Here is a 23,302-nt window from a genome sequence, read left to right as displayed (position 1 = left end):
GGATGCGAGCCTCTTCGCTCGCGTGGAAGCTGTTGCCGGTCAGCTGATTCCGGGGATGAAGCCGGGGTAGACCCAGTGGCTGACGCCGCCACCCGGAGCGCCGGAGCCGCTCACGTTCGGGAAGTTGAACGGCAGCCGCTTCAGCTCGTGCGGATTGCCGTCGGCGTCGGCCTGCACGCAGTTGGTGGTGACACCGTGGAATCCGGCGCAGACGATGCGGGTGGAGTTGCCGTACGGGGAGGTCAGGCGGGCCCGGTTGATCAGCGGGTTCCAGAAGTCGACGTCGCCGGGGGTGAGGAAGTCGTGGGTCTCGAAAACGTAGATCGGGCTGTTCGGCTGCTGGACCGGCCAATCGTCGGCCGCGGCGGGGCCGGCGCCGAGGACGAGAGCGGCTACGGTGAGGGCTGCCGCGGAGGCCAGGCCGCTGACGCTGCGGGTGATCGTGTTCATGTACCCCTCCATGGAACGTCGATTGACAGTGAGCATCGATGAAGGCATTGCTGCCTGCGGGGCGACTGTAACGGACCGGTGGCCGTGATCACAGACGGGAGGGGCGATCCTCGGTCCAGTCGACGAGGAGCCGGCGCTGTCGGAACCGCCACTTCCCGCTCTCGTGGGCGAAGGTGTCGGCGTAGCGGATGTGCATGACGAGGACCCGGGGGCCGTTGGCGTCGTCGTAGACATGGGAAGCGGTGCAATAGGTTTCGCCCCGCACCGTATCGCCGGAGAAGTCGAGCAGCTGATTGGCGACCACGTGCTGGGTGACGCGATAGCGGTCGAGCGGCTTCATGGCCGCTTCGATCTCGGCGCGGCCCCGCATCGTGCTGGTGGGCTGCTCGCCACCCCGCTCGATGACCAATGTGCCGTCCTCGGTGAACAGTTCGGCAATATCCGCGTCGCGGCGGCGATCGGCATACGACGCGTAGCGCTCGATCAGCTCCCGTAGGGCGAGCCGGGTTTCCAGGTGGTCCATGCGGTCTCCTCGATATGACGGGTCACGATCGTTTGTAGTACCCCCGGCCGAGCGGGACGTGTGGTCGTCCGCTGGGTGAGACCGGTCCTCGGTCGCGGCCGTGCCCGGCGATAGGTCGTCGCGGCCTTCGCGGCGGTGGCGAGATGGCGTTTCTCCGGGCTGGTTTCACCCCGGCCGCCGCTGATCGCGGAAGAGTGGACCGCCCGACAGGCGGAGCGGCGGCGTGTGCCAGGAATCCGCTCGCCTGGCGAGCGGAGGACTCGCGGAATTGTTTCCTGTTCGTCGCCGTTTTTAACGTGGTCGCATTGATCTGGCGTGCAACATCTCTAGATGGCGATTGTTCGAGCGGCGCTGGTGCAGACGAACTGGACCGGCGACAAAGAGTCCATGATCAAGGCGCATGAGGACTATGCGCGCCAGGCGGCTGCGGCCGGGGCCACGGTGATCTGCTTCCAGGAGCTGTTCTACGGGCCGTACTTCTGCCAGCTCCAGGACACCAAGTTCTACGACTACGCCGAATCGGTGCCCGGGCCGACCGTCGAGCGGTTCGCGGCGCTGGCCCGGGAGCTGGGCCTGGTCATGGTGCTGCCTGTGTACGAGCAGGAGCAGCCGGGGCTGCTGTACAACACGGCGGCGGTGGTCGACGCCGATGGGAGCTACCTCGGCAAATACCGCAAACACCACATTCCACACGTCAACGGGTTCTGGGAGAAGTTCTACTTCCGGCCCGGGAACCTGGGCTGGCCGGTGTTCGATACTGCCGTCGGCCGGATCGGCGTCTACATCTGCTACGACCGGCACTTCCCGGAGGGCTGGCGGGCACTGGGCCTGGCCGGGGCGGAGATCGTGTTCAATCCCTCCGCCACCTCGCGCGGCCTGTCGAGCTACCTGTGGAAGCTGGAGCAGCCCGCCTCCGCGGTGGCCAACGAGTACTTCATCGGCGCCATCAACCGGGTCGGCATCGAGGAGTACGGGGACGACGACTTCTACGGCACCAGCTACTTCGTCGACCCGGAGGGCCAGTTCGTGGGTGAGGTCGCTTCCGACACCGCCGCCGAACTCATGGTGCGCGACTTGGACATGGACCTGATCAAGGTGGTGCGCGACCGCTGGGCCTTCTATCGGGACCGGCGTCCGGACGCCTACGGGAAGCTGGTGGAGCCGTGAGCACAACCTTCATCCACGGCGGAATCGTGGTGTCCGCCACCGGATCCCAACCCCTCGATGTCCTCATCGAGGACGAGACCATTGCCGCCGTGGTGCGGCCGGGCTCCACCGCGCTCGGCGCCGACCTGGCCGCCACCGCCGCCACCGTCATCGATGCCACCGGCAAGTACGTGATTCCCGGCGGGGTGGACGGCCACACCCATATGCAGCTGCCCTTCGGCGGCACCGAGGCCTCCGATACCTTCGAGACCGGCACCCGCGCCGCCGCGTGGGGCGGCACCACCACCATCGTCGACTTCGCCGTGCAGAAGCCAGGGGAGCGGGTGCAGGACAGCCTGGCGCTGTGGCATGAGAAGGCAGCCGGGAAGTGCGCCGTCGACTACGGCTTTCATCAGATCGTCGGCTCGGTGGACGGCGAATCCCTCGAGGGTATGCGCGAATTGGTGTCCGAGGGCGTGACCAGTTTCAAACTGTTCATGGCGTATCCGGGCGTCTTCTACTCCGACGACGGCCAGATCCTGCGCGCCATGCAGACCGCGGGCGATCTGGGCGCGGTGCTCATGATGCACGCCGAGAACGGGATAGCCATCGATGTGCTTGTGGAGCAGGCGCTTTCGCGAGGCGAGACGGCGCCGTACCACCACGGTGTCACACGCCCCTGGCAGATGGAGGAGGAAGCCACCCACCGCGCGATCATGCTGGCGCACTTGACGGGTGCCCCGCTGTATATCGTGCACGTCTCGGCGAAACAGGCTCTGGAACAAATCGCGGAGGCAAGAGGCAAGGGGCAGAACGTCTTCGGCGAGACCTGCCCGCAGTATCTGTACCTATCGCTCGAAGAGAATTTGGGCGCCCCGGGTTTCGAGGGCGCGAAATGGGTGTGCTCGACGCCTCTGCGCGCCCGCGCGGAAGGCCACCAGGACGAGCTCTGGCGCTACATCCGCACCGGCGATGTCACCACCGTGGCCACCGACCACTGCCCGTTCTGCATGAAGGACCAGAAGGAACTCGGCCTCGGCGATTTCAGCAAGATCCCCAACGGGATCGGAGGCGTCGAGCACCGCATGGACCTGATGTTCCAGGGCGTCAAGGACGGCCGCATCTCCCTCGAGAAATGGGTGGAGGTGTGCTGCACGGCCCCGGCCCGCATGTTCGGGCTCTACCCGCGCAAGGGCGTGATCAGCCCCGGCGCGGATGCCGACGTGGTGATCTACGACCCCGACGGGCACACCAGCATCGGCCTCGGCAGGACCCATCACATGAACATGGACCACTCGGCCTACGAGGGCTTCGAAATCGACGGCCACGTGGACACCGTGCTCTCGCGCGGGCGGGTCCTCGTCGATGCCGGGCAGTACCTGGGCAGCGCCGGCCACGGCCGGTTCGTCAAACGCGGACTGTCCCAGAACCTTATCTGACCGGTCCGAGCAACGAGGGGAGTGCCGCATGGACATCGGAGTGGTGCTGCAGTGCACGCCGCCCGCGTCGCGGGTGGTGGAACTGGCGAGAATCGCGGAGACACACGGGTTCTCGCACGTGTGGACCTTCGACTCGCACCTGCTGTGGCAGGAGCCCTACGTCATCTACAGCCAGATCCTCGCCGTGACCCGGAGAGTCGTGGTGGGCCCGATGGTGACCAATCCGTCCACCCGCGACTGGACGGTCACCGCCTCCACCTTCGCGACCCTCAATGACATGTTCGGAAACCGCACCATCTGCGGTATCGGGCGCGGGGATTCGGCCGTGCGCGCCCTGGGCGGACGGCCCGCCACGCTGGCGAGGCTGCGCGAATCCATCGCTGTCATCCGAGAATTGGGCAACGGCCGCAGTGCGCGAGTCGGCGACACCACCGTTCGCTTCCCGTGGGCGCAGGCGTCCCGGCTGCCGGTGTGGGTTGCCGGATACGGTCCGCGCGCACTGGATCTCACCGGTGAGGTGGCCGACGGGTTCATCCTCCAGCTCGCCGATCCGGACATCACCGCCTGGACCGTCGCCCGCGTGCGCGCGGCCGCCGAACGTGCGGGCCGCGATCCGGCGGCGGTGACCATCTGCGTGGCCGCCCCCGCCTACATCACCGACGGCACCGTCGCGGCGCTGAAACACGCACGGGAGCAGTGCCGTTGGTTCGGCGGCATGGTCGGCAACCACGTCGCCGACATCGTCGCCCGATACGGTTCCGACTCCGGCGTGCCCAAGGCGCTGACCGCGTACATCGCCGGGCGGCAGGGCTACGACTACAACGAGCACGGCCGCGCGGGCAACACCCACGCCGAGTTCGTGCCCGACGAGATCGTGGACCGATTCTGCATTCTCGGCACGCCGGATGAGCACCTGACCCGCCTGCGCGAGCTCGAAGCTCTCGGCGTCGACCAGTTCGCCGTCTACCTGCAGCACGACGCCAAGACCTCGACCCTCGAGGCGTACGGCGAGTCCGTGCTGCCCCGCCTGGCGCCCCCGATCGAGGCGACGGTGACCGGGTCATGAGCCTGACGACGACCTCGGCTCCGGCATCGTCCGCGAATGTGACCGAGCCGCAGAGTATTTCGATGCCTCGATCGGTGCCGGCGGCCGGTGGTCGCATCTGGCGGCTGCTGTATCCGATCGCTGCTTTCGCGCTCCTCATCGCCGTCTGGGAACTGGTGAAGGCCGTGGTTCCCGCGAACGGGGTGAGCGTCGGAAGCCAGCGAGTCCTCCCGCGCACGTCGGACGGCGCACTGCCGCACTCCTGGGCGGTGCTGACCGTACTGAGGGAGCCGGACGGAAGGACCACCGTCGGCGCGACTCTGTCGCACACCGCGAGTTTCACGCTCGAACTCGCGCTGCTGGCACTGGGTCTGGGTACGCTGGTGGGTATCGCGCTCGCGGTGCTCATGCAGCGATTCGAGCTCGTGGAACGCGGGCTGATGCCGTATGTGGTTGTGTCCCAGACTATCCCGCTCATCGCGCTGGCTCCGTTGGTCGCGGGCTGGGGCGGGAAGATCGTCATCGCCGGGCAACCCTGGCAGCCGTGGATGAGCATTGTGGTGATCGCGTCCTACCTGGTGTTCTTCCCGGTCGCCATCGGCACCCTGCGCGGACTGCAATCCCCGGCCGAGGCGTCGGTGGAGTTGCTGCACAGCTGTGCCGCCGGATGGTGGGCCACCCTGCTGCATCTGCGGCTCCCCGCGGCCGTGCCGCACATCCTGCCGGCGCTGCGGCTCGGGGCCGCCGCCGCGGTGATCGGCAGTGTGGTGGCGGAGATCTCGACCGGCACCGCGGGCGGGATCGGACGGCAGATCATCGTGTTCTCCCAGCAGTCCACCGGCAATGCGGCGCGGTTGTACGCGGCGGTGATCGCGGCGGCACTGCTGGGTGTGGTTCTCACCGGGCTGGTGTCGCTCGCCGAAGTGCTGCTGCGGCGCTATGCCCGGCCCGGTCTTTCCGCGGGGTCCGCGCGGTGAATTCAACTCTGCCCCTTTCGTTCGGAGGTGCCCCGTGACCGTCGAGACATCCGATGCCGCACAGGATGCGGCCCCGGCCGGGACTGTGTCCGCCATCGAGTTACGCGGTGTCGGAAAGAAATACAGCGCCGGTGCGGTGAACGCACTGCAGGATGTGACCCTCCGCGTCATCGCCGGTGAATTCGTCTCGCTCATCGGCCCGTCCGGGTGCGGCAAATCGACTCTGCTCCGCATCGTGGCAGACCTGGAACATCCGAGCGCGGGAACCGTTGTGGTGCACGGGAAGACAGCGCGACAAGCTCGGCTCGATCAGGACTACGGCATCGCCTTCCAACAGGCCGGACTGCTCGACTGGCGGACCGTGCAGGAGAACATCGAGCTGCCGTTGCAACTGCACGGGGTAGGGAAACGGGAGCGGCGCGCCCGCAGCGCGGAACTGCTGGAGATCACCGGTCTGACCGACTTCGCGCGTCGCTTCCCCGCCGAATTGTCCGGCGGCATGCAGCAGCGCGTCGCCATCGCGCGGGCACTGGCCCGCAAGCCGCCGCTGCTGCTCATGGACGAGCCCTTCGGCGCGCTCGACGAGATGACCCGCGAACGCATGCAGGGCGAGCTGCTGCGCATCGCCGAAGATACCGGTGCCGCAGTGCTTTTCGTGACCCACTCCATCCCGGAGGCGGTCTTCCTCTCCGACCGCGTCGCTGTCATGTCCCCGCGCCCCGGTCACCTCACCGCCGTGCTGTCCACCGGCGGCTGGGACCGCGACACCGACGACGATGTGCGCTCCAGCGACGAATTCTTCACCGCCGTGGCCGAGGTTCGCGCCGCTCTGCATGAGGGGCATGGCCGCGTGGGCACGCCGAAGCGCACCGCCGGTCAGGACCTGCGATGACCGGTATACTCCGATCCTGGTTGCCGCCGGTGCTTTTCGGCGGCGTCCTGCTGGCGCTGTGGCAGGTGCTGACGGTCGCGGCGGGCGTCCCGTCGTTCCTGCTGCCCGCACCCAGCGCCATCGGGAGAGCCTTCGCCGACAACCACCACGCCATCCTCGAGGCCGACGTCGCCACCGGCGAGAACGCCCTGGCCGGCCTGCTGGCGGGCGCGGTGCTCGGCGTGGCCGCCGCCATGGTGGCCGTCCGCTTCCGGGTGGTCGACGGCGTGCTCGGCGCGCTGGCGGCGGGCGCGGCCGCCGTGCCCATCGTGGCGCTGGCCCCGCTGCTGAACTCCATGTACTCCACCACCACCGAGCTGCCGCGCCGGCTGGTGGCCACCATCGTCGTGTTCTTCCCCGTCTTCGTCAGCGCCGCACGGGGATTGCGTCAGGTCCCGCGTGTGCATGCCGACCTGATGACCGCCTACGCCGCCACCGGCTGGCAGATCACCCGCACCGTGCGACTGCCCGCCGCGCTGCCGCACCTGTTCACCGGGCTGCGGATCGCCGCGCCCGGGGCGGTGATCGCGGCCATCATCGCCGAATACTTCGGCGGCCTGCAGCACGGCCTCGGCAGCCGCATCACCTCCGCGGCCGCCACTACCGCCTACCCGCGTGCCTGGGCCTACGTGGTCGCCGCCATGGTCCTGGGCCTGGTGTTCCTGGCCGTCGTGCTGCTGCTCGAACAGCTCACCCGCAGACCCCGCACCCTCCCTGGGAGATCGAAATGAGAACCACCACCCACAGATTCCGGATCCGGGCCGTCCTGGCCGCCGCCACCCTGGCGGTGGCGGCGCTGTCCGGATGCAGCACCACCGACAACTCCTCGACCACCGCCGACGGACTCACCAAGGTGAAGCTCCAGCTGCAATGGTTCAAGCAGGGCCAGTTCGCGGGCTACCTGGCCGCGGCGTCCCAGGGCTACTACAGGGAACAGGGCCTCGACGTTCGAATCCTCGACGGCGGAACCGATATCGTGCCCCAGACCGTTCTCGCCCAGGGTCAGGCCGACTACGCCATCGCCTGGGTGCCCAAGGCCCTCGCCTCCCGTGAGGCCGGTGCGGGCATCACCGATGTCGCCCAGATCTTCCAGCGCTCCGGCACCAAACAGGTCTCGTTCAGGACCGCCGGCATTGACGGCCCCGCCGATCTGAAGGGCAAGAAGGTCGGAAACTGGGGCTACGGCAATGAGTTCGAACTCTTCGCGGGCATGACCAAGGCGGGCCTGGACCCGGCCAAGGACGTCGCTCTGGTGCAACAGCAATTCGACATGAACGCCTTTCTCTCTCACGACATCGACGCCGCCCAGGCCATGTCCTACAACGAGTACGCGCAGCTGCTCGAGGTGAAGAACCCGGCCACCGGAAAGCTGTACACCGCAAACGATTTCGCCACCATCGACTGGAATGACCAGGGCGTGGCCATGCTCCAGGACGCCATCTGGGCCAATACCGACAAGCTGAAGGACTCGAAGTACGCCGATCAGACGGTGAAGTTCATCGCCGCCTCGCTGAAGGGCTGGGCGTACTGCCGCGACAATGTCGAGAAATGCCGCGACCTCACCGTGGCCGCCGGCTCCACTCTCGGCGCGAGCCATCAGCAGTGGCAGATCACCGAGGTGAACAAGCTGATCTGGCCGTCCCCGGACGGCATCGGGATGATCGACAAGACCGCGTGGGACCGAACGGTGAACATCGCGAAGAACACCCGCAACCAGGAGGGCAAGACGGTCCTCACCAAGGACCCCGACGCCGCGGACTACACCGTCGAGTACGTCACCAAGGCGCTGGACCTGCTGAGGTCCCAGGGCGTCGATGTCACCGGGAGTTCCTACGTCGCACAGCCGGTCGCCCTCGCCGAAGGCGGAAGGTAGCGCCGCCCCAGGGGGGTTGTGATGTAAGTCACAATTTAATCGAACTGATATAAAACCAGCTGAAACACGTTCTACCGTGTAGCTCCCGTCGGGTTGGGAAAAATTTCCCCAGGAAATGGCCTCCATCGAATGTGAACCGTGCATGATTCACATGCCCGACATGTCATTTGAAAGATGAGGAGTTGCACGTGTCCGGATCCGCTTCGGATTTCCTGGCGTCGGTTCTGATCAAGACCATCCAGGGTCTGTTCAGCGGCAGTGCCGGTGGCACCACACCGACCGCCTGAACCGCAGTAGCACGTCGGCCCATCGAATCGCGCGGGATTCGATGGGCCGTCGGCGTTTCCGGAGGGCGTTGTCAGCGCAGCAGATCCGGGATCAGCACGCGCGTGTCGGGCACGAACGGCCAGGCCGGATTCTCCAGATGCGAGCGCAGCTCCTCGTCGGTCCACCACCAGCCGTCCACGATCTCCTCCGGTTGATGCCGGATCGGCCCGTCGTAGCGCAGCTCGTAGGCGAACAGATGGCAGCGCATCGGCCGACCCGCCCACTCGCCGTCCCAGGACGCGCTGGCCAGCGGCAGCGGCTGGTCGTCATGCGCGCCGAGTTCGATGCCCAGTTCCTCGCCCAGTTCGCGGACGGCCGCCGCGGCCGGATCCTCTCCCGGCGCCAGTACCCCGCCCGCCAGGCAGTCGTGCATGCCGGCGAAGACCGCCTTGGTGTCGGTGCGCTTGTGCACATACACCTTCGAACCGTCGCGAGAACGCACCAGCACGCCGGCGCTGGCGTGCCAGAGGCCCTCGGCGTACACCACCGCGCGCTCCTGCGCGCCGATCTCGCGGCCGGCGGCGTCGTACACCGCGATCATCTCCGACATGGACCCGGGCTCTCCTTCCGACCGCGCCGCGGGACCCGGCGCCCTGCTGTGAACAGTAGCGATTCCGGGCAGGCACACCGCGGTCGGCGTAGCCTCAGGGGCGCAAACGTTTTCGTCAGGGAGGACGAGACCATGCCGCTGCCGCGGGCATTCGCGAGGATCAATCGGCGGGTCAGCAACCCCGTTCTGGGGGTGCCGGCCCGGGTGGCGCCGTGTTTCGGCATCGTGATCCACCGCGGCCGCAAGTCCGGGCGGGAGTACCGCTCCCCGGTCATGGTCTTCGAGCGCGACGGCGGCTACCGCATCGCGCTGACCTACGGACGGGACGTGGACTGGCTGAAGAACATTCGCGCGGCCGGGCGTTTCGAGCTGGAGACGCGCGGGCGCACGGTGACCCTCACCGATCCGGTGGTCGGGCACGATGCCTCCGCCTCCTGGGCACCGCCACTGGTGCGGCAGGTGCTGGTGGGCCTGAACGCCGAGGACTACGTCCAGGCCCGGCGCGCCGACTGACTGGCTCAGCGCACGGTGAGCCGGATGATGACGCAGCCCTGCTGCCAGCTCTGGTAGGCGTCGGCCTTGTTCGGATTGCCCGCCGCGTCCGTGCCCATGCCGTTGAACTTGGCCCACTGCTTGTTGTCGCGGGCGATGACCTCCGACAGTCGCACCACCGAGTCGGCGTCGGTGAGCACCTCGGCGTCGGCGGTCTGCCTCGGGCCGCCGAACGACACTTCGATCGGCACGCCCTTGCGGATATTGCTCACCCACGGGCGCTTGGCGGTGCCCACCAGGATGTCGCCCTCGTAGCGGGTGTAGGCGACGGGCACGTCGTAGGGCTTGCCGGATTTGCGGCCCACCACGTGCAGCACGCACAGCCGCTTGCCGACCTGCGCGGACAGCACCGGCACCTTCAGCAGGCTGCGAATGAACGTGTTGACCAGGTTCTGATACGAGCGGATCGGCTCCGGGCCGCTGGTGCTCGGGGTCCCGTACGGATTGGTGTCGGGGATTTGCTCGGTCACGCCGGACTCCTTCGCTGAAACGCGTTGTGCGGCAGTCATATCGGTGCCCAGTATAGATCGCGCGGTCGCGCGCTGTGGCGGCCGCCGAATCGGGCGGCGGCGAGTACCGAACTTGCTGGACGCGGTCATGATGGCGGCGGCTTCGCGCGCACCGGGGGACGGCCGCGGCACCGGCGGTGCCGCGGCCGTCCCGGGCACTGGTGAGAACGTGTCCGGCGCAGGCAGATGCGCTGAGGGCTCGGGGAGTCGGTATCGCTCCTGTTGGACAAACTCATTCGTGTCCCTCACGTATGCCCGCGACGTATCGTGGTAGCACGAGCAGGACCGCCGGACCCCGACCGGGCCGTCCGATCGGGTAGGCGTGCGCGGCCACGAGGAGCGAGCGGTGATCACCCCTACCACCCATGGAGTACAGGACTACATCGACGCCGAGGAAGTCGAATACGTCGACATCAGATTCTGCGACGTCCCCGGTATCCAGCAGCACTTCTCGATCCCGGCGAGGATGTTCGGCGCGGATCTGGTCGAGAACGGCATCGCCTTCGACGGTTCATCGGTGCGGGGTTTCCAGGCCATCCACGAGTCCGACATGCTGCTCCTACCGGATCTGCGCACCGCGCAACTGGATTCGTTCCGCACCGCCAAAACCCTGAATATCAACTGCTTCGTCCACGACCCGCACACCCGTGCCGCCTACAGTCGCGATCCGCGCAATGTGGCCCGCAAGGCCGAGGAATACCTGCGCTCCACCGGTATTGCCGACACCGCATTCTTCGGGCCCGAGGCCGAGTTCTACATTTTCGATTCGGTGCGCTACGACACCACCATGAATGGGGCCTTCTACGAGGTGGATTCGTCATCGGCGGACTGGAATACCGGCCAGAAAGTGAATCCCGACGGCACCCCGAACCGTGGTTACAAGGTCCGGGCCAAGGGCGGCTACTTCCCGGTCGCGCCCTATGACGCCGACGTGGACCTGCGTGACCGCATGTGCACCAATCTCCAGCGCGCCGGATTCGAATTGGAGAAGGGGCATCACGAGGTCGGCACCGCCGGGCAGGCCGAGATCAACTATAAATTCAACACCCTGCTCGCCGCCGCCGACGATCTGATGCTCTATAAGTACATCGTCAAGAACACCGCCTGGGAGTCCGGCAAGACCGTCACGTTCATGCCGAAACCGCTGTTCGGCGACAACGGCTCCGGTATGCACGTGCACCAATCCCTGTGGAAGGACGGCTCCCCGCTGTTCTACGACGAGGCCGGCTACGCGGGACTCTCGGACCTGGCCCGCCACTACATCGGCGGCCTGCTGCACCATGCGCCGTCCCTGCTGGCCTTCACCAATCCGACGGTGAACTCCTACAAGCGCCTGGTGCCCGGATTCGAAGCGCCGGTGAATCTGGTCTACAGCCAGCGCAATCGCTCCGCCGCCGTGCGCATTCCGGTGACCGGCGCCAGCGCCCAGGCCAAACGCCTCGAATTCCGGTGCCCCGACTCCTCGGGCAACCCGTACCTGTCCTTCGCCGCCATGATGATGGCCGGGCTCGACGGCATCACGAACAAGATCGAGCCCGCCCTGCCGGTCGACAAGGACCTCTACGAGCTGACGCCGGAGGAGAGCGCAGGGCTCACCCAGACCCCCGACAGCCTCGCACAGGTCATCGACCGTCTCGAGGCAGACCACGAATACCTCACGCAGGGCGGGGTTTTCACCGACGACCTGATCGAGACCTGGATCCGCCTCAAGCGCGACTGCGAGATCGCCGAGATCAACGTCCGCCCCCACCCCTACGAATTCGAGCTCTACTTCGACGTGTAGAGACCGGCGAGGGCCGGCGGGAGTGGGCCCTCGTGCAGGACGCCGAGGCGCTGGGTGGCGCGGGTGAGCGCGACGTACAGCTCGGCCGCGCCGCGTGGGCCGTCGGCGAGGATGTGCTCGGGCTCCACCACCAGCACCGCGTCGAACTCGAGGCCTTTGGTCTCGGAGGCGGGGACCGTGCCCGGCATGCCGGGCGGGCCGATCACGATGCTGGTGCCCTCGCGGCACTCCTCGTCGCGGACGAATTCCTCAATGGCGGAGGGCATCTCATCGACGGTGAGCTGTCGCGCCCACGGCTGGACGCCGCAGGAGCGCACCGACTCCGGCGGCTTCACCTCGGGCGCGAAGTCGTCCAGCACGGCGGCGGCCACGGCCATGATCTCGGCCGGGGTGCGGTAGTTCACCGTCAGCGACCGGTACAGCCAGCGGCCGGGCACGTACGGTTCCAGCATGGCCTCCCACGACGTCGCGCCCGCCGCGGACCGGCGCTGCGCGAGATCGCCGACCACGGTGAAGGAATGGCTCGGGCAGCGGCGCATCAGCACCCGCCAATCCATCTGCGACAGCTCCTGCGCCTCATCGACCACGATGTGCCGGTAGGTCCAATCCCGGTCCGCGACAGCGCGTTCGGCGAGTTCACGAGTGTCGCGTTCGACGAAGCGCTCGGCCAGGTCCTCACCGTAGAGCAGGTCGGTGGCGAAGAGGTGATCCTCATCGTCCATGTGGTCGGCACGATTCACCAGCAGATCGAGCACGCCTTCGGCATATGCGGCCTGCGCCTTGCGCTCCCGTTCGGCCGCGGCCTCCTCGGCGGAGGTGTCGCGGCCCAGCAGATCCACCAGTTCGTCGAGCAGCGGCACGTCCGACACCGTCCATGCGTCGCCGTCAGCTCGCCACAGCGCCTCGTCGGCGCCGGCTGCCCGGAGCCGGTCTGTCGATGAATACAGTTCCGCCAGTAGCGTTTCCGGCGTCAGCACCGGCCACAACTCGTCCAGCAGTTCGGCGAAGCCCTCGTGCTCGGCGAGTTCGGTGCGCAGGTCCGCGCGCATGTTCTCCCACGCCTCGCGGTCCTCGCGGGTCAGCCAGCCCTCGCCGATCCGCTTGATGGCGCGCTCGGTGAGCGCCCACGTGAGGACCTCGAGGAACGTCGCGCGAGCCTGGTTGTGCGGCAACCCGCTACCGCGCGCCTCCTCCCGCGCCCAGTCGGCGATATCCGCGCCGACGCGCACCGTCACATCCGACAATTCGATCGACACCGGCTCCTCCGGCACCCGCTGACGGTCGGCGATCGCGGCCTTCAGCACCTCGAGAATCCGCAGGGAACCCTTGAGCCGTGCCGCTTGCGGTCCGTCCTCCGCGGTGACGCTCAGTCCGGGCACGAGATCCCCGGCGGTGGTGAACACCACGTTGGTCTCGCCGAGCGACGGCAGCACACGCCCGATGTGCCTGAGGAAGGCCGTATTCGGGCCCACCACCAGCACACCATTGCGCTCCATCTGTTCACGCTGCGTATAGAGCAGATACGCGACCCGGTGCAGCGCCACCACGGTCTTGCCGGTGCCCGGCCCGCCCTCGATCACCAGCACGCCCGGATGCTCGAGCCGGATGATCCGGTCCTGCTCGGCCTGAATGGTCGCCACGATGTCGCGCATGCCCTCGCCGCGCGGTGCGTTGACCGCCGCCAGCAGGGCCGCGTCGCCGCGCTCGCCGTCACCCGGATGGCCGAAGACCTCGTCGGTGAAATCCACCACCTGCTGCCCGCGCGTGCGGAATTGGCGACGCCGCCGCATGCGCTGCGGGCTCGCGGCGGTCGCGATGTAGAACGCCTGCGACGCCGGCGCCCGCCAATCCAGCAGCAGCGGCTCGAATTCGTTCGCGTCGTCGTAGATTCCGATGCGCCCGATATACGAACGCGCACCGGTCACGCTGTCCAGCCGGCCGAAACACAGCCCGTTGTCGGCCACATCCAGGCGCTTGATCTCCTTGGCCAGCGCCCGCGCCTCGGCATCGCGCTCCACCAGCGTGGTGCCGCGCGAGCGCAGCGTCTCGCTGTAGCGGCCTTTCACCCGCGCGCGCTCGGCATCCAGCCGCGCGTACAGCCCGGTCACATACTCCTGCTCCGCGCGCAGTTCCTTCTCGTATCCCTGATCCGACACCGGCACCACCACACCTTCCCGCCTAGCCGATCCCCGTCGCCGCTCGCGCGCCATCCGCGCAGGTTGCAGCCCTCGGCCAGCGATTGTGCGCCGAGACCCGGGCCTTGCCGCAAGCCCCCCACTGCGATATACGTTGAAAGGGAGAGGACAAGGAATCCTCTCCATTGCTTCCTTCCCCTCCGAATCCTTATGGCTGGACTCTGTCCGCCCGTCCAAGGTGACCTCCTCGGCGAAGACGCCCGGCAACACGTCCCGCTGCCCGACGTCGATGAACCAGAACAGGCGGGTGCCGGCCTCTGTGCCAGACGGGGACATCGATTTCCCCGTCTCGACGCGCCGAGGGTGAGTTGCGTGGCGGGTTGGCGTGTTGTCGCTAGATTGGGTCCGGACGGATCGGCCGCGCCGCGAGAATGGCCCGCAGGGAGGCGGGTTCGCGGTGGGGTGCGGGAATATCGTTGTGACACAACGTGCCACGCGAACGACGACGCGTGGTCATGTGGGGTGGAGTCAAACTATGACCTTGACCTCACTGGCCACGCCGGGTGGTGGCACGGTCATACGATCCGGGGCTGACATATGCGGGAAGGCGAGTAGGCCATGGATCGAAATGCGTTCGTCGAAGTGATGAACGAGGCGAGCGGCATGCTGGAGGCCGGTCGAGCCGACGAGGCGCTGGCTCGGTTATCGGCGTTCGACGACGGGCTCGACGCGGCTCCCGAACCCAAGGAATACGGCTGGATCGTGTCCTACCGTTTCCGAGCCGCCTTCGCCGCGGGCGACTACGCGCAGGCCCTGCACCTGGCCGAACACGGCCCGGCCCGCTACCCGGCCGACATTCCGCCCGCCACCCTGGCCACCATGTACTCCATGGCCGTCGAGGCCGCCACCCAGCAGGGCCTGTCCGACAGCGCCGTCATCATGGCCGACCGCTGCATCGAGCTGCGCCGCGCCCACGGCGAACACGCCGAGGTGCTGATGGCCGCCATGACCGCCTGCACGCTCCTCGGCGATGTCGAAAGACACGATCTGGCAAGCAGATATGCGCAACTGCTGATCACCGAGGGCGTCGGTCACGACGACTACCGCGGCTACGGCTACTACGCGCTGTGCGCCGCCATCGAGCAGGGCGTCGGCGGCCACCTGATCGACACGCTGCGCGCCGGGCGCGAATGGCTGGAGACCCAGGACAACGAATTCGCGCGGGTGGCGCTGGAATACCTGCAAACCGCACCCGCTTTGCAGGAACCCCTCGCGGTCAACCTGGATCTGGACGATCCGCTGGGCAGTGGCATGCCGCTCTCGGATCTCGGCCCGTCCCTGCCGGGTCCCGACGCGGCGCTGCCGGATCCCGGCCTGCCGCAGCCCGGTCCGGCCGCCGGCCTCGACGCCATGCAGACCCGGTACCTGCGCGTCGGCGACGGCGGGCCCCAGGCCACCACGGGACCCACCCAGCCGCCCGCTGAGCAGCTCGCGGGCGGCGAGACCGCCGACGCGCTCATGGACGCCAACCGCCCCGGCATCGCCGCGGCCGCCTACCGGGCGCTCATCGACGACGCCGTCGGAACCGGGCGGCCTGATCCGCTCATCATGGGCAAGGCCACACTCGGCCTGCTCACCGCGCTCATCTTCGACAATCGGGTGGGCGAGGCGCACTCGGTGTGGATCGACGAGCAGGGGCCCACCTACCTGGGCATCTGGTCGCTCGAGAACGGCCAGACCTCGGTGCACGACGCCATCGCCTACAACCTGGTGGCCGCCTTCCTGCACTCACTGAGCACCGGCGACCCCAATGCCGCCAACCACGCCGTGGACAACCTCATGATGCGAAACGTGGAGTGGGCCTACGAGAACGATCGGCAGGCCGTGCCCGCCATGATCAACACCTGGCGCCGCCATCTCTACGAGATCCACGGCGGCGAACCCGCCCCCGAATACCGCTGGCAGCTCACCCAGGCCGAACAGCGCTGGGGCGCGCCCGTTTCCGAGGGCGGCCTGTACTGGATGCGCCCCTACCGCTGGGTCGTGGACTGGGTTTGACGCGCCGGTGATCGCTGGTCCGGCGGCCGCCGCCTAGGCTGAGCTCATGGCAGCGACCGAAATCTGGCACAACCCGAAGTGCTCCAAGAGCCGTACGGCCAAGGGGGTGCTGGACGAGACCGGCACCGACTACGTCGAGCGCCGTTACCTCGACAACCCGCCCTCGGCCACCGAAATCCGCGCCGCCCTGAGCAAATTGGGCCTCGAGCCGTGGGACATCACGCGCACCGCCGAACCCGAGGCCAAGGAACTGGGCGTCGCCACCTGGGGCAAGACGCCCGCGGACCGTGACCGCTGGATCGAGGCCCTGGCCGCGCATCCGCGGCTGATCCAGCGCCCTATCGTCTTCACCGCCGACGGCCGCGCGTTCCTGGCCCGCGACGTCGAAGCGCTGAACAAGCTGCGCTGAGCTGGAATTCGCGCCCGACTCCGGAGACGACGCGGCGGCCGAACAGTATGTCCGGACGCGACAGCGCGGTGTCGGGCGGACCGCCGCCGCGGCGTCGATGCCGCCGCTCGCGTCGTCGTGGCCCGAGCCGTCGACGGCCTGGCCAGGTTTCGCGGAATAGTGGTCAGGCCAGCGCGAACACGGGGAATCCCGGTGCGATGTCGGCCAATTCGGCGTCGGTGGCGTTCTTGGTGACGCCCTCGAAGAAGCGGCCGACCTCCCAGCCCCAGCGGTCGAGGTAGGCGCGCAGCACCGGAATCTTCTCGGCGTCGGGGAGTTCGGTGGCGGTGAAGGGCTCGGTCTTGCGGCCCAGGCGCAGTTCGCCGGAGCCGGAGACGCGCAGGTTACGGACCCACTGGGTGTGGCCGCGGGGCGCGACCAGGTAGCGGGCGCCATCGTCGGTGGTCAGGACATTGACCAGGGTGGTCCGCCATTCACCCGACTTGCGGCCGCGTACCGCCAGCAGTCGCGAGCCGGCGATGCTGATGCCGAGTTTGGGCAGCATGTTGAAGAAGCGGTTCATGTACGGGTCCAGGCCCTTCGGGCCGATGTAGCGGGTGGCGGCGGTTTCGGCGTCCATGTGCTTTTCCTTCTCGATAGCGAGATCGGTGCTCTCTATTGAGATCAGTGTGCGCGTTCGGCCACGCGCTGTCAAGAGCGGTGCTCTCGAAATATGGCGGCGATCCGATTCGTGGCACACTGTCGGAATGAGCGTGCCCCGTACCGCCCGTGAACGGGCCCGAGCCGAGATCACCCGCGAGATCACCGACGCCGCGCGGCGGCAGCTCGCCGAATCCGGAGCCCCCGCGCTGTCGCTGCGAGCCATCGCGCGCGAGCTGGGCATGGTGTCCTCGGCCCTGTACCGGTACTTCCCGAGCCGCGACGAGCTGCTGACGACGCTGATCATCGAGGCCTACAACGCCCTCGGCGATACCGTCGAACAGGCGGTCGCGAGCCGGACCGCACCCCGAGCGCAGTGGCGGGCCCTGTCGAACGCCGTACGGGACTGGGCGATCGCGCACCCCCACGAGTACGCGCTGGTGTACGGATCCCCGGTTCCGGGCTACCGCGCCCCGCAGACCACGGTCGGACCCGCGTCGCGCGGACCGCTGGCCGCCCTCGGCATCGTGCACGGGGCCTGGCAGGCGGGCACCCTGGCCACGCCCGCGGAAACGCTCACTCCCGAACTCGAGACCCAATCCGCTTTGATCGCAGCGTTTCTCAACTCCGGGATGCCGGAGGCTGCCGTGGCGCGCGCCATGGTGGGCCTGACCCAGCTGTTCGGCGCGGTGACCTTCGAACTGTTCGGTCAACTGGACAATACGATGGATCCCGCCGGGCCGTTCTTCGCCTACTCGGTGGAGACCATGGCCGATCTCATCGGACTGCCGAAGTAAGTCCGAAACCGGTTAGTGGTACATGCCGTCTCGGCCAACGGTGAGGTGAGTATCGTGACGCACGTGACCGGCACCCGACGCAGACCCGCGCAGCCCTCCGCAGACGGGCGCAGCACCCGCTGGGACGGCCACAAGGCCCAGCGCCGCGCCGACATGCTCGACACCGCGCTGGTGGTCATCGAGGAGAACGGCGCCGAGATCTCCGTCCAGCAGATCGCCGACCGCCTGCACGTCCCGCGCCCGGTCGTGTACCGGCATTTCGACGGCCGCGCCGACCTCGACGACGCCATCCGCCGCCGCATCCTGGAATCCCTGACAGCCGAGGTGCTTGCGCGTCTGCACTCCGAGGGGACGGTCCGCGATCTGGTGCGCGGCGCCGTCGGCGCCTATGTCGGCTGGGTCGAACGCCACCCGAACCTGCACCGCTTCCTCGCCGCCGCGGACTCGCGCGGCGAATCCGCCACCTCCCTGGCCGGCGTCCGCGACCGCATCGGCAGCCGGCTGGCGGACCTGTTCGCCGACACCCTCGAGCGCTTCGGCGTCGACCGGAATCGCGCCCGCCCCATGGCCTTCGGCATCGTCGGCTTTGTCGACGGCGTGGTCGACAGCTGGCGCGCCGCCCCCACCCTGTCCTCCGAGCAGGTCGAGGGCATCCTCACCGAATCGGTCCTCTCCCTGCTGGAAGGCAATGCCCGCAGCCTGGACGTCCCGCTCACCCGCGACACCGTGGCGAGCGATCTACTGTCTCGCGCGCAGGCCGTGTCCGGCGCCGGCTCCGGCGGCATCCGATCCGCGATCAGCGGCCGCCGCGCCGGGTGAGCGCACGATAGGAGAGGTTCCACAGCCACTCGACCGGCCCACGGTCGAAGCGGCGCAGCCAGAGGTGCGCGACGCACAGCATCAGCGCGCAGACCAGCACATAGATCCCGGCGGTGAACGGCACCCGCGCATTCGCCGATACCAGACCCAGACCCAGACCCCACCCGAAACAGAGGAATCCCGTCACCAGGTTCTGGAGGATGTAGCAGCTCAACGCCATTCGACCCACCTCGGCGAAGCGTCGGGCCACGAAGCCCGGAGCCGGGCGGTGCGCGTAGAACTCCGCGACCAGGGCCAGAATGCCGAGCGAGACGAGCGGAGCGGTGCCGTAGCGGGTCACCAGGATGAGGTCGCCGCCGACCATGCCGAGGATCAGATCGATCGGTGCGGCGACCGCGAACCCGATCACCAAGAGGCGCTTGCGGATTCGCGCGCCCTCGGGTTGGAAGACCCCGGCGCGGAACAGGTGCGCGCCCAGCAGGAAAAGAGCGATGGACATCGGGAAGATGAAGATCGGCTCCAGCCGGAACAGCAGCACGTGATCCCAGCGGAAGGCGACCAGATCGCCGCCGGAGGCGGTGAGGAAGCCGAGTCGACCATGCCGGTCATTGTGCCGTCGCCGCAGTTCGGCACGGATCGCCCGGGAGAACGATCCGGCGTACGACTCGCGAATGACCCCAACCCGGACAGTCCACCCGCGTCCGGGCGTGCCCTTCGCCTAGGCTCGAACGCATGCAGCGCATCATCGGAATCGAGGTCGAGTACGGCATTTCGACGCCTACCGAGCCGTCGGCCAACCCGATTCTCACGTCCACACAGGCGGTGCTCGCCTATGCCGCGGCCGAGGGCGTGCCGCGCGCCAAGCGCACACGCTGGGACTACGAGGTGGAATCGCCGCTGCGCGACGCGCGCGGTTTCGATCTCGGCCGGCTCAACGGACCCGCGCCGGTGATCGACGCCGACGAGGTCGGCGCGGCCAATATGATCCTCACCAACGGAGCCCGCCTCTACGTCGACCACGCCCACCCTGAATACTCCGCCCCCGAGGTCACCGACCCGCTGGACGCGGTCATCTGGGACAAAGCCGGTGAGCGCGTCATGGAGGCGGCCGCCCGCTACGCCTCCAGCGTGCCCGGCGCGCCGCGCATGCAGCTGTACAAGAACAATGTCGACGGTAAGGGCGCCTCCTACGGCACCCATGAGAACTACCTCATGAGCCGTGAGACCCCCTTCAACCAGATCATCATGGGTCTCACCCCGTTCTTCGTCTCCCGTCAGGTGGTGTGCGGCTCCGGTCGCGTCGGCCTCGGCCAGTCCGGCGACCAGCCCGGCTTCCAGCTCTCGCAGCGCGCCGACTACATCGAGGTCGAGGTCGGCCTGGAGACCACCCTCAAGCGCGGCATCATCAACACCCGCGACGAGCCGCACGCCGACGCGGACAAGTACCGCCGCCTGCACGTCATCATCGGCGACGCCAACCTCGCCGAATGGTCCACCTACCTCAAGGTCGGCACCACCGCCCTGGTACTGGACCTGATCGAAGCCGGCGAGGACCTCTCGGATCTGCAGCTGGCCCGCCCGGTCACGGCCGTGCACACCATCAGCCACGACCCGACTCTGCGTGCCACCGTTGCCCTTTCCGACGGCCGCGAACTGACCGGCCTTGCGCTGCAACGCATCTACCTCGACCGGGTCGAGAAGTTCATGGACCGCACCGGAAGCGACGACGAGCGCACCAAGGACGTCATCGAGAAGTGGGCCCACGTCCTCGACCTGCTCGAGCGCGACCCCCTCGAATGCGCCGACCTGCTGGACTGGCCCGCCAAGCTGCGCCTGCTCGAGGGCATGCGCAGCCGTGAGGGCCTGTCCTGGGCCGCGCCCAAGCTGCACCTCGTCGATCTGCAGTACTCGGATGTGCGCCTGGACAAGGGCCTCTACAACCGCCTGGTGGCGCGCGGCTCCATGCAGCGCCTGGTCTCCGAACAGCAGGTCACCGATGCCATGACCAACCCGCCCACCGACACCCGCGCCTACTTCCGCGGTGAGTGCCTGCGCCGTTTCGGCGCGGATATCGCGGCGGCGAGCTGGGATTCGGTCATCTTCGACCTCGGCGGGGACTCCCTGGTCCGCATCCCCACCCTGGAACCCCGCCGCGGCACCAAGTCCCACGTCGGCAAACTCCTGGACGGTGTCCACACCGCCTCGGAACTGGTACAGCAGCTGACCCACTAGCCGACGCGAAAGGGGGACGGGAATTGAACCCCGTGCCCCTTTTTGGTGTCCGCGACATGGCAGCCGGGAGATCGCGGCAACAGCACAATGACGCTTAATCCGGCACGTTGTCAGCGCTGATAGGTAGTGTTGGGGGACGAGCATCGGATCTTCTCCGATGCTCGCCGATGATCACAGAGGAGGTCGGCTGCTATGGCACAAGAGCAGACCAAGCGCGCCGGTGGCGGCGACGAGGACGAGGGCCCGATCGGCGACGGTGGGGCGGGACAGGAGCGTCGCGAGAAGCTGGCGGAGGAAACCGACGACCTGCTCGACGAGATCGACGACGTGCTCGAGGAGAACGCGGAGGACTTCGTCCGCGCTTACGTGCAGAAGGGCGGCCAGTGACCCAAGGTGACCCCCTGCGGCTCCAGTTGGGGTTCGCCCAATCCTCTTTCTCCGAGTACCTACGTTTACACGCTCCGGAACTGTTGCCCGGCAACGGAATCCGATCCGACGGCACGCACCCGAATCCGGGTGTGCCGTCGGACATCGCTCCGCACGGCACCACCATCGTCGCGGTCAGCTACCGCGGCGGTGTGCTGATCGCCGGCGATCGCCGCGCAACCCAGGGCAACTTGCTGGCCAGCCGTGACATCGAGAAGGTGTACATCACCGACACCTACTCCGCGGCCGGCATCGCCGGCACCGCGGGCATGGCGATCGAGATGATCCGCCTGTTCGCGGTGGAGCTGGAGTACTACGAGAAGATCGAGGGCGTGCCCCTCACCTTCGACGGCAAGTCCAACAAGCTGTCGAAGATGGTGCGCGACAACCTTCCCGCAGCCCTGCAGGGCCTGGCGGTGGTGCCGCTGCTGGTCGGCTTCGATCCGGATGCCCAGGATCCGGACAAAGCCGGGCGCATCGTGTCCTATGACGTGGTGGGTGGCCGCAGCGAGGAGCGCTTCGGATACACCGCGGTGGGGTCGGGCTCGCTGTTCGCCAAGTCGTCGCTGAAGAAGACCTATCAGCGCGGTATCGACCAGGACCGGGCGCTGCGGATCGCGATCGAATCGCTCTTCGACGCCGCCGACGACGACACCGCCACCGGTGGGCCGGACACCATGCGCAACATCTACCCGACCGCCATCGTCATCGACTCCGAGGGCGCCGAGGAGGTCACCGACGCCCGCCTCAAGGAGATCACGGCGGCCATGGTGGACGAGCGGGCCGCGCTGGCGGCAGAGGGGATCGGCGAAGCATGACACTGCCGTATTACGCGTCGGCCGAGCAGATCATGCGCGACAAGACCGAACTTGCGCGCAAGGGCATCGCACGGGGCCGAAGCGTTGTGGTGCTGGTGTACGACAAGGGCGTGGTGTTCGTGGCCGAGAACCCCTCGGCCACCCTCCACAAGATCAGTGAGCTGTACGACCGGGTCGGGTTCGCCGCGGTCGGCAAGTACAACGAGTTCGAGGCGCTGCGCCGCGGCGGCATCCTCCAGGCGGACCTGCGCGGCTACCAGTTCGACCGTCGCGACGTGACCGGCCGTTTCCTGGCCAATCTGTACGCCCAGAGCCTCGGCACCATCTTCACCGACCAGCTCAAGCCCTACGAGGTGGAGATCTGCGTCGCGGAGGTGGGGTATCCGGAGCAGTCGTCGAGCTCGGTGCTCTACCGCATCAACTTCGACGGATCCATTGTCGACGAACGGGAATTCGTGGTGATGGGCGGCAACACCGACCCGATCGTCACCGCGCTCAAGGGTACCTATCAGGCGGGCATGGACCTGCACTCGGCCGTCGCCACGGCGGTGGCCGCGCTGCAGAAGGCCGGCCCCGAGGCCGACAAGGACAAGCAGCGCAGCCTGAATTCCGCCTCGCTCGAGGTGGCAACCCTGGAGCAGTCACGCCCGCGGCGGGCGTTTCGCCGCATCCTTGGCGCCGCACTGCAGGAGTTGGTGACCGGCCAGGTCCCGAACGCGATAGCCGCCGCGGAAGCGGACAAACCTTCGTCCGGAGACCCCTCCTAGGCACTGGAGATCCCTCCTGGGCATAGGAGAATATATTTCCCGATTCGGGCCGCGGACCTCTCCGGTTCGCGGCCCGAGTCGTGCTGGACCGCGCTCC

General features: G+C 67.8%; 24 protein-coding genes. 17 read left to right on the top strand and 7 right to left on the bottom strand.

Going from position 1 to position 23,302, the window contains the following annotated elements:
* Positions 1-39: 39 nt before the first annotated feature.
* Both GLP40_RS16790 and GLP40_RS16785 read right to left on the bottom strand, forming a co-directional pair.
* Positions 40-450, bottom strand: coding sequence for a hypothetical protein (locus GLP40_RS16790; RefSeq protein WP_154788852.1), 411 nt, complete (start codon positions 448-450; stop codon positions 40-42).
* An 88-nt stretch (positions 451-538) separates the two neighbouring features.
* Complete coding sequence (locus GLP40_RS16785; protein WP_154788851.1) at positions 539-973, bottom strand: nuclear transport factor 2 family protein; 435 nt, start codon at positions 971-973, stop codon at positions 539-541.
* Between the two features lie 330 nt (positions 974-1,303).
* On the opposite strand from GLP40_RS16785, the gene GLP40_RS16780 reads away from it, so the two are divergent.
* From GLP40_RS16780 to GLP40_RS16750, 7 genes are all read left to right on the top strand, one after another.
* The gene (locus GLP40_RS16780) at positions 1,304-2,140 is read left to right on the top strand and encodes a nitrilase-related carbon-nitrogen hydrolase (RefSeq protein ID WP_154788850.1); all 837 of its coding nucleotides are present in this window, start codon (positions 1,304-1,306) and stop codon (positions 2,138-2,140) included.
* On the top strand, positions 2,137-3,558 hold the full coding sequence (hydA, locus tag GLP40_RS16775) for a dihydropyrimidinase (RefSeq protein WP_328290257.1): 1,422 nt from the start codon (positions 2,137-2,139) through the stop codon (positions 3,556-3,558). Before GLP40_RS16780 ends, hydA begins: the two co-directional genes overlap by 4 nt.
* Positions 3,559-3,586: 28 nt before the next feature.
* Positions 3,587-4,624 (top strand): TIGR03842 family LLM class F420-dependent oxidoreductase, encoded by a 1,038-nt coding sequence (locus tag GLP40_RS16770; protein WP_154788848.1) that lies wholly within the window; start codon positions 3,587-3,589, stop codon positions 4,622-4,624.
* 62 nt (positions 4,625-4,686) lie between these two features.
* Complete coding sequence (locus GLP40_RS16765) at positions 4,687-5,580, top strand: ABC transporter permease (RefSeq protein WP_154788847.1); 894 nt, start codon at positions 4,687-4,689, stop codon at positions 5,578-5,580.
* Between the two features lie 34 nt (positions 5,581-5,614).
* The gene (locus GLP40_RS16760) at positions 5,615-6,472 is read left to right on the top strand and encodes an ABC transporter ATP-binding protein (RefSeq protein WP_328290256.1); all 858 of its coding nucleotides are present in this window, start codon (positions 5,615-5,617) and stop codon (positions 6,470-6,472) included.
* Positions 6,469-7,242 carry an ABC transporter permease gene (locus tag GLP40_RS16755; protein ID WP_154788845.1) on the top strand — a complete coding sequence of 258 codons (774 nt, stop codon included), beginning with the start codon at positions 6,469-6,471 and terminating at the stop codon, positions 7,240-7,242. The genes GLP40_RS16760 and GLP40_RS16755 overlap by 4 nt, the downstream gene beginning before the upstream one ends.
* Entirely contained in the window at positions 7,239-8,384 is a 1,146-nt protein-coding gene (locus GLP40_RS16750) for an ABC transporter substrate-binding protein (protein ID WP_154788844.1), read from the top strand. Before GLP40_RS16755 ends, GLP40_RS16750 begins: the two co-directional genes overlap by 4 nt.
* 358 nt (positions 8,385-8,742) lie before the next feature.
* Here GLP40_RS16750 and GLP40_RS16745 read toward each other — a convergent pair whose 3' ends face one another.
* Positions 8,743-9,261, bottom strand: coding sequence for an NUDIX hydrolase (locus GLP40_RS16745; RefSeq protein WP_230329637.1), 519 nt, complete (start codon positions 9,259-9,261; stop codon positions 8,743-8,745).
* A 132-nt stretch (positions 9,262-9,393) separates the two neighbouring features.
* Between GLP40_RS16745 and GLP40_RS16740 the strand changes: the two genes are divergently transcribed.
* On the top strand, positions 9,394-9,774 hold the full coding sequence (locus GLP40_RS16740) for a nitroreductase family deazaflavin-dependent oxidoreductase (protein ID WP_154788843.1): 381 nt from the start codon (positions 9,394-9,396) through the stop codon (positions 9,772-9,774).
* A gap of 5 nt (positions 9,775-9,779) precedes the next feature.
* Here GLP40_RS16740 and GLP40_RS16735 read toward each other — a convergent pair whose 3' ends face one another.
* Positions 9,780-10,283 (bottom strand): nitroreductase/quinone reductase family protein, encoded by a 504-nt coding sequence (locus GLP40_RS16735; protein WP_328290255.1) that lies wholly within the window; start codon positions 10,281-10,283, stop codon positions 9,780-9,782.
* Between the two features lie 385 nt (positions 10,284-10,668).
* Here GLP40_RS16735 and glnA point away from each other — a divergent pair, with 385 nt between their 5' ends.
* A complete protein-coding gene (gene glnA / locus GLP40_RS16730; RefSeq protein ID WP_328290254.1) occupies positions 10,669-12,105 on the top strand; it encodes a type I glutamate--ammonia ligase in 1,437 nt (478 codons plus the stop codon).
* Here the strand turns inward: glnA and helR are convergent.
* Positions 12,090-14,261, bottom strand: a complete 2,172-nt coding sequence (helR, locus tag GLP40_RS16725) for an RNA polymerase recycling motor ATPase HelR (protein WP_328290253.1) — start codon at positions 14,259-14,261, stop codon at positions 12,090-12,092. The genes glnA and helR overlap by 16 nt on opposite strands.
* Before the next feature lie 597 nt (positions 14,262-14,858).
* Between helR and GLP40_RS16720 the strand changes: the two genes are divergently transcribed.
* The gene (locus GLP40_RS16720) at positions 14,859-16,298 is read left to right on the top strand and encodes a hypothetical protein (protein WP_154788840.1); all 1,440 of its coding nucleotides are present in this window, start codon (positions 14,859-14,861) and stop codon (positions 16,296-16,298) included.
* 46 nt (positions 16,299-16,344) lie between these two features.
* Entirely contained in the window at positions 16,345-16,707 is a 363-nt protein-coding gene (locus GLP40_RS16715) for an arsenate reductase family protein (RefSeq protein ID WP_154788839.1), read from the top strand.
* A 163-nt stretch (positions 16,708-16,870) separates the two neighbouring features.
* Here GLP40_RS16715 and GLP40_RS16710 read toward each other — a convergent pair whose 3' ends face one another.
* Positions 16,871-17,326 carry a nitroreductase family deazaflavin-dependent oxidoreductase gene (locus tag GLP40_RS16710; protein ID WP_154788838.1) on the bottom strand — a complete coding sequence of 152 codons (456 nt, stop codon included), beginning with the start codon at positions 17,324-17,326 and terminating at the stop codon, positions 16,871-16,873.
* 127 nt (positions 17,327-17,453) lie between these two features.
* Between GLP40_RS16710 and GLP40_RS16705 the strand changes: the two genes are divergently transcribed.
* Together GLP40_RS16705 and GLP40_RS16700 are read left to right on the top strand one after the other, a co-directional pair.
* Positions 17,454-18,143, top strand: a complete 690-nt coding sequence (locus GLP40_RS16705; RefSeq protein ID WP_154788837.1) for a TetR/AcrR family transcriptional regulator — start codon at positions 17,454-17,456, stop codon at positions 18,141-18,143.
* Between the two features lie 54 nt (positions 18,144-18,197).
* Positions 18,198-18,962 (top strand): TetR/AcrR family transcriptional regulator, encoded by a 765-nt coding sequence (locus tag GLP40_RS16700; RefSeq protein WP_328290252.1) that lies wholly within the window; start codon positions 18,198-18,200, stop codon positions 18,960-18,962.
* On the opposite strand, the gene GLP40_RS16695 is transcribed toward GLP40_RS16700, so the two are convergent.
* Positions 18,940-19,500, bottom strand: a complete 561-nt coding sequence (locus GLP40_RS16695; RefSeq protein WP_328290251.1) for a DUF418 domain-containing protein — start codon at positions 19,498-19,500, stop codon at positions 18,940-18,942. The two genes, GLP40_RS16700 and GLP40_RS16695, sit on opposite strands and share 23 nt — an antisense overlap.
* 194 nt (positions 19,501-19,694) lie before the next feature.
* Here GLP40_RS16695 and dop point away from each other — a divergent pair, with 194 nt between their 5' ends.
* The 4 genes from dop (at position 19,695) to prcA (ending at position 23,205) form a co-directional block, all read left to right on the top strand.
* Positions 19,695-21,194: a depupylase/deamidase Dop gene (gene dop, locus GLP40_RS16690; protein ID WP_154788836.1), complete on the top strand. Its 1,500-nt coding sequence runs from the start codon at positions 19,695-19,697 to the stop codon at positions 21,192-21,194.
* Positions 21,195-21,386: 192 nt separating this feature from the next.
* A complete protein-coding gene (locus GLP40_RS16685; protein ID WP_040857423.1) occupies positions 21,387-21,581 on the top strand; it encodes a ubiquitin-like protein Pup in 195 nt (64 codons plus the stop codon).
* Positions 21,578-22,438: a proteasome subunit beta gene (prcB, locus tag GLP40_RS16680; protein ID WP_328290250.1), complete on the top strand. Its 861-nt coding sequence runs from the start codon at positions 21,578-21,580 to the stop codon at positions 22,436-22,438. Before GLP40_RS16685 ends, prcB begins: the two co-directional genes overlap by 4 nt.
* Entirely contained in the window at positions 22,435-23,205 is a 771-nt protein-coding gene (prcA, locus tag GLP40_RS16675) for a proteasome subunit alpha (RefSeq protein ID WP_154788835.1), read from the top strand. The genes prcB and prcA overlap by 4 nt, the downstream gene beginning before the upstream one ends.
* Positions 23,206-23,302: the final 97 nt, after the last annotated feature.

It is taken from the genome of Nocardia aurantiaca (assembly GCF_009708175.1).
Taxonomy (GTDB): domain Bacteria; phylum Actinomycetota; class Actinomycetes; order Mycobacteriales; family Mycobacteriaceae; genus Nocardia; species Nocardia aurantiaca.
This window is presented reverse-complemented; position numbering and strand designations above follow the sequence as displayed.